This window comes from Rheinheimera sp. (genome assembly GCF_036568245.1).
Taxonomy (GTDB): domain Bacteria; phylum Pseudomonadota; class Gammaproteobacteria; order Enterobacterales; family Alteromonadaceae; genus Alishewanella.
The window spans coordinates 1-5,948 of sequence record NZ_DATCSY010000409.1; the positions used below are offsets into that span (position 1 = coordinate 1).

The following is a 5,948-nucleotide window of genomic DNA, read 5'->3' on the forward strand; positions in this document are numbered from 1 at the left end:
CCAGTAAGCCGGCGGTTTCGGCGTCGGGCAGCAGTTCAAGCATTAAGCGGCCAAGCCGGATGGCTTCGTCACTCAAGCTGATATCAAGCAGCACTGTGCCCATTGAGGCCGAATAGCCTTCATTAAACAGCAGGTAGATGACCTGTAATACCGCATCCAGCCGCTGTGACAACTCGGTGGGCGGCGGTACTTCATACGGAATACGGGCATCGCGGATTTTACCCTTCGCCCGCACTATGCGCTGCGCCACTGTCGGCGGGCTGGTTAAAAATGCGCTGGCAATTTGCTCGGTAGTCAGGCCGCAGACTTCGCGCAATGTTAGTGCCAGCTGGGCATCGGTAGCTAAACTGGGGTGACAGCAGGTAAAGATCAGCCGCAGCTGATCGTCGGCAATTACCTCAGGCTCGGCAGCATCTTCTGTGCTCAGCTGTGCCAGCAATTCATCGGGGAGGTGAGTTAAGCGCGATGTTTTACGCAGCTGATCTATGGCTTTAAAGCGCCCGGCAGATACCAGCCAGGCCACCGGGTTTGCTGGCAGGCCCTCGACAGGCCACTGTTGCAGCGCTGCATGAAAAGCTTCATGCAGCGCTTCTTCGGCCAGCTCAAAATCGCCCAGCAGCCGGATCAGCGTCGCCAGTACCTTACGTGATTCACGCTGGTACATAGCGCTTAGCTGAGCGCGCACCTGACTGCCCTGAGCTGGATTAACCGGCACTGTGGCAAGGCTCTGGTTCAGACATCAAGCTGGCGTACCGGTCGCACTTCGACCGAGCCAACCCGTGCGGCCGGTATGCCGCTGGCGATCTGTATTGCCTCGTTTAAGTCATGGGCGTCTACCAGATAAAAGCCAGCCAGCTGTTCTTTAGTTTCAGCAAAGGGGCCATCAGTAATACTGACTTTACCGCTGCGCACCCGGATGGTGGTGGCAGTGCTGACCGGTTGCAGGGCTTCTGCCGCCAGCATGCGGCCACTGTTATGCACTTTTTCCGCATAAGCCTGGCACTCGCTGTCGTGCGGGCTGTCAGGCAGGCTGTGCAGCGTGTTTTCGTCACTGTACACCAGACAAAGGTATTTCATGCTGTGCTCCTTATGGGGTTAGGTCTGACAGAATAGCACCGGTTTGCATGTCAAATGGCATCGAGTAATGCTCGTGTACCACTTGCCAGCCATTACTGCCATGTTGCCAGCACTGGGTGGCGCGCATCCAGCATTTTTGCAGTTCGCCTTTGTCGTTGGTGCCACCGCAGTGGGTCAGGAAGTGAGTAAATGCCAGTTGTTCCGTGGCCTGAACCTGCAGTTGATGCATTTCAAAAAAAGACTCGCCGCTGCAAAACGCCATACAGCGTTGCCAGTGGGCGCGGTAGTCGGCCAGGCCTTTAAACTGCAACTGACCAATGGCGTCGAAGGCGATAATGTCGTTATGGTAGATACTGGTGATGGCTGCAATATCTTTGGCACGCAGCGCGCGTACCCAGTTACTTAGTAAATCGGTGATCTGTTGTGCCTGTTTTAGCTGATTCATCTTGTTGCTCCTGTTATGACCGTCAAAGGTATAACTGGTCGCAACAGGCAGCGCCGGTTCGACAGGGAGGCGAAATTATTTACAGACTTTTTTTCGGTGGCAGCGCAACGTTAGCGAAAATAAGCCCGGCAATCAGTGACATAAAGATTAAAAAAGTTTGCTGGCCTATACCGTCAGATACGACAAAATCCTGACCGGAAATCAGCGAGTTTAAGCCAATATAGGTTTTACTGCCGGGTACCAGTACGATAAGGCCGTGCATCGCCACGATAACTGCCGGCGCTTTTGCCAGCCGGGTAAACAGGTTGCTGTATAGGCCGACGGCAAAGGCACCGAGAAACGCGCCCAGTGTATAGTCGAACATAGCGGCGCCGGTGATGCTGACGCCATAAGCAATAAAACCCGACGCCAGTGACCACAGTGTGTATTTTGGCCTGCTTTTAAACAGAATAATCAGCGAGATACCTAAAATGCCAATCGCCAGCCAGGCAAAGCTGTGTGGTATCGGTGCCGGCTGCACAAAATCGACCGTGCCAAACAGGCGAAAGCCCAGTGCTATACCCAGAAAAGCGCCAAAATACAGCTTAAACAGCAGCATCAGTGCATCCATAATGCGGGCATTGCCCGACACCAGATGCCGCGCCGCCAGTTCGGCAAAGCCCAATGTTAATGCCAGGCCGGGAATAAACGGAATAATAGCCGACAGCACCACTAAGCGAATATTGACGCCGGGGTCGATATAACGACTGATGGCGCAGGCAGCCAGTGCAGCGGCCAGTGCCACTAAAGGTTCAAGCATATTGGCAATACGCGCCGAGCGCGCGGCCCACAACATAAAGCCGTATACCAGCAACGACAGTAAAGACGACCAGAGCACATCATTCCAGCTGGTGGCCATTAACATGGCAAAGGCGCCGCCGGACATCATCATCGCCAGCGCCGTAGCGCCTTTGCCATAAGGGTTAGGCCGTGCGTCTATTGCATCGAGCAGGGCATCGGCTTCGTTCAGGCTGACTTTTCCCTGCAGCACCTGATCGGCCAGTTCGTCAGTGCGCGATAAGGCGCCAAGATCCAGATCGCCCGGGTTAACGCGGGCGGCATGGGTATATTCCTGCTCGTGGCCTTCGGTCCAAAGCACAAAGGTCATCGATGTCGGCGAAATGATATAAGAGCCTTTCAGCCCAAGATGGCTGGTTAGCTCGACCAGGTGGGCTTCAAGCCGGTATGCCGGTGTGCCGTACTTATGCAGCATTTTGCCGAGTTTGACGATAAATTTACGTTTTTGGGTAAAGTCGGCGTTTAGCACTTAGGAAGTCCGTAGGGTAATTTAACTACTTCATTGTAATAGAAAAATTGATATATAGCAGCGGAAAAGTGAAACCTGTTGCAGCGAGCCGAACCGATTTACCCACACCAACACGCCGTAAATACGTCCCTGTAGGCTCGATTCCGGCATCCATGCCGTCAACGGTTGGTTTAGGGTAAACCGATTCTGCTATGTCTGCCTGTATTAGCGAATCACTATTTGGGTTAACTCTGCTTGCCAGTCAACTTTAATACTCAGCTGCTTGCTGGCTTTATCGTAGTACGCCACATTTTTTAATCGGGCAAAGCGTGCCGGTTGCGGCACCAGCTGAATATAACGGCCATCAATGCTGATATGCGACGGCTTTGCGCTTTGGTTATGCACTACCAGCGTAACCTCGCGGCTTTGTGGTTTTCCTTCGTAGTCGCCGCTGCGGCGCAGCTCAAACTTCTGCGTGCCGTTATCATTAAGGTAATAGAAATTCAGCAGCTCAAACTCGCCTTTGGCAATGGCGTCCGGTGTTTTGCCATCATCTTCATACATCTCGCCTTTGGCACAGTCGATACTGCTATCAGCGTAATAGTGCAGGGTCAGCTGTTCACTGCTATAGTCCTGTGTGCTTTGCACCGGCTTTGTCATCGGCACAAAGCTGCCGGCTTTAACCAATACCGGTATAGTGTTTAGTGTTACCGGCACTTCAACTTTAGTTGTGCCCGCGTAGCGCTTGGTACTGAAGTAATCAAACCATACACCACCTGGCAGCTGCACCGGCCAGCTTGTTACACCGGGCTCGGTTACCGGCGCCACTAAGAAGGCATCGCCCCAGAGGTAGCTGTTTTTTTCATCGAGCAGAGCGGTGTTGGTTTCATCATAAAAGAACAACGGCCGCATCAGTGGCATACCGTTGACACTGTTCTGATAGGCCAGGGTGTAGTTATACGGCAATAACTGATAACGCAAATTCAGCCAGGGCCGCAGTGTGTCGATGGTATCCTTGTCATGGAACACCAGCTCAGGTGCAATATGCTCCTGCGCGTGCGGGCGGAACACCGGCTGAAATACGCCGTACTGCAACCAGCGGATATACAACTCTTTATCGAACGTTTCACCGCCGGCAAAGCCGCCTAAGTCGGAGTGGATATAGCCAAAGCCGGATAAGCCCATCGTCAGTGCCAGCTCGACCTGAGGCTTTAACCCGCCCCAGCTACGGTCAACATCGCCGGTCCAGGGTACCATACCAAAACGCTGGCTGCCCGGCGCGCCGGCCCGCATCATAATAAAAGGCCGTTTGGCCGGGAAATGCTGCTGCATGCCGCTGTAGACCATGTCGGCCCATTGATGGCCAAACGCATTGTGTACTTCGTTAGCCATACCGATGGCATGCACGGTATCTTCCGGGTGTACTTCCGGTTCGCCCAAATCGCCCCAGACGCCGGCCACACCTTGCTCAGTCAGGCTCTGATAAATCTGCCAGAACCAGTTTTGGCCCTGCTCGCTGAACACATCAATCAGGCCGGTGTTGCCAAAGTAAAAATCAAAGGTTTTAGGTTCGCCATCAAGCCCTTTGGCGATGGCGCCGGCTGCAACTGCCTGTTGCCAGCGTTTTGACGTGGTCAGCACAAAAGGCTCGGTCACCAGTATGGTATTAACACCGTCTGCGCTGAAATCGGCCAGCATTTGCTCCGGGTGCGGGAAGGCAGTGCGATTCCAGTCCAGGTTGCCCATATGGCCCTGAATATCCGGGCCGAACCAGTATAAATCCAGCACTATCGCATCCAGTGGCAGTTTGGCATCGCGGAACTTTTGCACCACGGCACGGGCTTCTGCCTCAGTATGGTAGCCAAAGCGCGACGCATAGTTGCCCTGCGTCCAGCGTGCCGGCAGTGGCTGCCTACCGGTTAAGGCGGTGTAGTTACTGACCAGCTGCGGATAACTGTCGCCGGCGACGACGACATAACTGCTGCGGCCACCTTCGGCGCTAAATTGCAGTACGTTTTTGTCTGTAGCACCTAAATCGGCCTCGCCTTTGGCGCTGTTATCGAACAGCAGCATGTATTTATTGCTCGATAGCAGCAGTGGCAGGCTAAAATACATCTGGCTGGATTCAGTGCTGTAGCCATAATGTGCTTTGTTATATAACGGAAATTTCTGCCCGCGCCGATCCATACCCAGTACGCGCTCACCACCGCCCAGCAGCTTTTCGCCCGGTGTTAGCGCGAAACGAAAGCCATGCTGCTGGTTGTCAGCATTTTGCACATAACCCTGCTCTTCGGCGAGCAACAGCTTGCCGCTGCGGTAGTAGCTAAGCTTCAGCGGTGATTTTTCAATGTTCACTGTTAAGCCGGCACTGCTGAGTATCAACTTATCGGCAGTTTCCTGTAGCCGTAGCGCAATATCCGCCGGGCCCTGGCTGATTGAGAACGACGGCAGTTGTTTGACGCCTTTTGCCTGATAAAAGGCTTCTACCACATCGTTCTGATAGAAGTTTAGCGTGACGGCACCCTCGTCGGTGTCAACAGTGAGTGTGCTGCCCTGCAGATTGTGCTGCTGGTATTGCGCTGCCAGCAGCGCAGGTGCTGACAAAAAAGCAATAAAAATCAGTAATAAGCGCATGGTTTACAGCTCCAGGATCACAGAGGCTAAAGGTGCAAGTTCCAACGCTATACTGCCTGTACCATTGCTTACCGTTAATGAATATTGGTTGTTGCTAAGAGCGTCGGTCAGGCTGTACTGACCATCACTTAACTGCCAGCGGTTCATCAGGTCTGCCGGCAGCGTCAGGTTAAAGTTCACTGCAGCGTCGGCGTTAAAATGGCTGACAACCACCAGTTTTTGCTCATCGCTCCAGCGGGCGAAGGCCAGCTGTTGTTCGCTGTAACCGCTATTTGCGGCCAGGTTTGCACTGTGCAGCTCGGCGTATTGTCCCATCAGCGCCGGCGCCTTAGCGGTAAAGCTAAGCAGCCTCTGATAGTAAGCATGCAAGGCTTTATCATCGGCGTTTAACGCGCCGCCATCAAATTTGCCGCCATTCATCCATTTCTGATGCTGTGGCACGCCCCAGTAATCAAAAATAGTGGTACGGCTGGCTTTGCCAAAACCGGCTTCTGCCGCGCCCGGCTC

The 5,948-nt window shown here is 53.6% G+C and carries 6 protein-coding genes; all 6 read right to left on the reverse strand.

The window, feature by feature from the left end; genetic code table 11:
* Nucleotides 1-715, reverse strand: a 715-nt coding sequence (locus VIN66_RS18495; protein WP_331925359.1) for an RNA polymerase sigma factor, incomplete at its 3' end; no start/stop codon positions are given.
* 17 nt (nt 716-732) lie between these two features.
* The gene (locus VIN66_RS18500; RefSeq protein ID WP_134052793.1) at nt 733-1,077 is read right to left on the reverse strand and encodes a YciI family protein; all 345 of its coding nucleotides are present in this window, start codon (nt 1,075-1,077) and stop codon (nt 733-735) included.
* A 10-nt stretch (nt 1,078-1,087) separates the two neighbouring features.
* Nucleotides 1,088-1,522, reverse strand: a complete 435-nt coding sequence (locus VIN66_RS18505; protein WP_331925360.1) for a YybH family protein — start codon at nt 1,520-1,522, stop codon at nt 1,088-1,090.
* A 79-nt stretch (nt 1,523-1,601) separates the two neighbouring features.
* Nucleotides 1,602-2,828, reverse strand: coding sequence for a threonine/serine ThrE exporter family protein (locus VIN66_RS18510; RefSeq protein WP_331925361.1), 1,227 nt, complete (start codon nt 2,826-2,828; stop codon nt 1,602-1,604).
* A 204-nt stretch (nt 2,829-3,032) separates the two neighbouring features.
* Nucleotides 3,033-5,441: a TIM-barrel domain-containing protein gene (locus tag VIN66_RS18515; RefSeq protein ID WP_331925362.1), complete on the reverse strand. Its 2,409-nt coding sequence runs from the start codon at nt 5,439-5,441 to the stop codon at nt 3,033-3,035.
* Nucleotides 5,442-5,444: 3 nt separating this feature from the next.
* Nucleotides 5,445-5,948 (reverse strand): alpha amylase C-terminal domain-containing protein (locus tag VIN66_RS18520; RefSeq protein ID WP_331925363.1); only part of this gene is annotated, 504 nt, incomplete at its 5' end.

What these genes read in the sequence shown, in the direction of transcription:
- VIN66_RS18505 (WP_331925360.1), bottom strand. Translation starts at nt 1,522, where the DNA reads ATGAATCAGCTAAAACAGGCACAACAGATCACCGATTTACTAAGTAAC.
- VIN66_RS18515 (WP_331925362.1), bottom strand. Translation starts at nt 5,441, where the DNA reads ATGCGCTTATTACTGATTTTTATTGCTTTTTTGTCAGCACCTGCGCTG.
- VIN66_RS18500 (WP_134052793.1), bottom strand. Translation starts at nt 1,077, where the DNA reads ATGAAATACCTTTGTCTGGTGTACAGTGACGAAAACACGCTGCACAGC.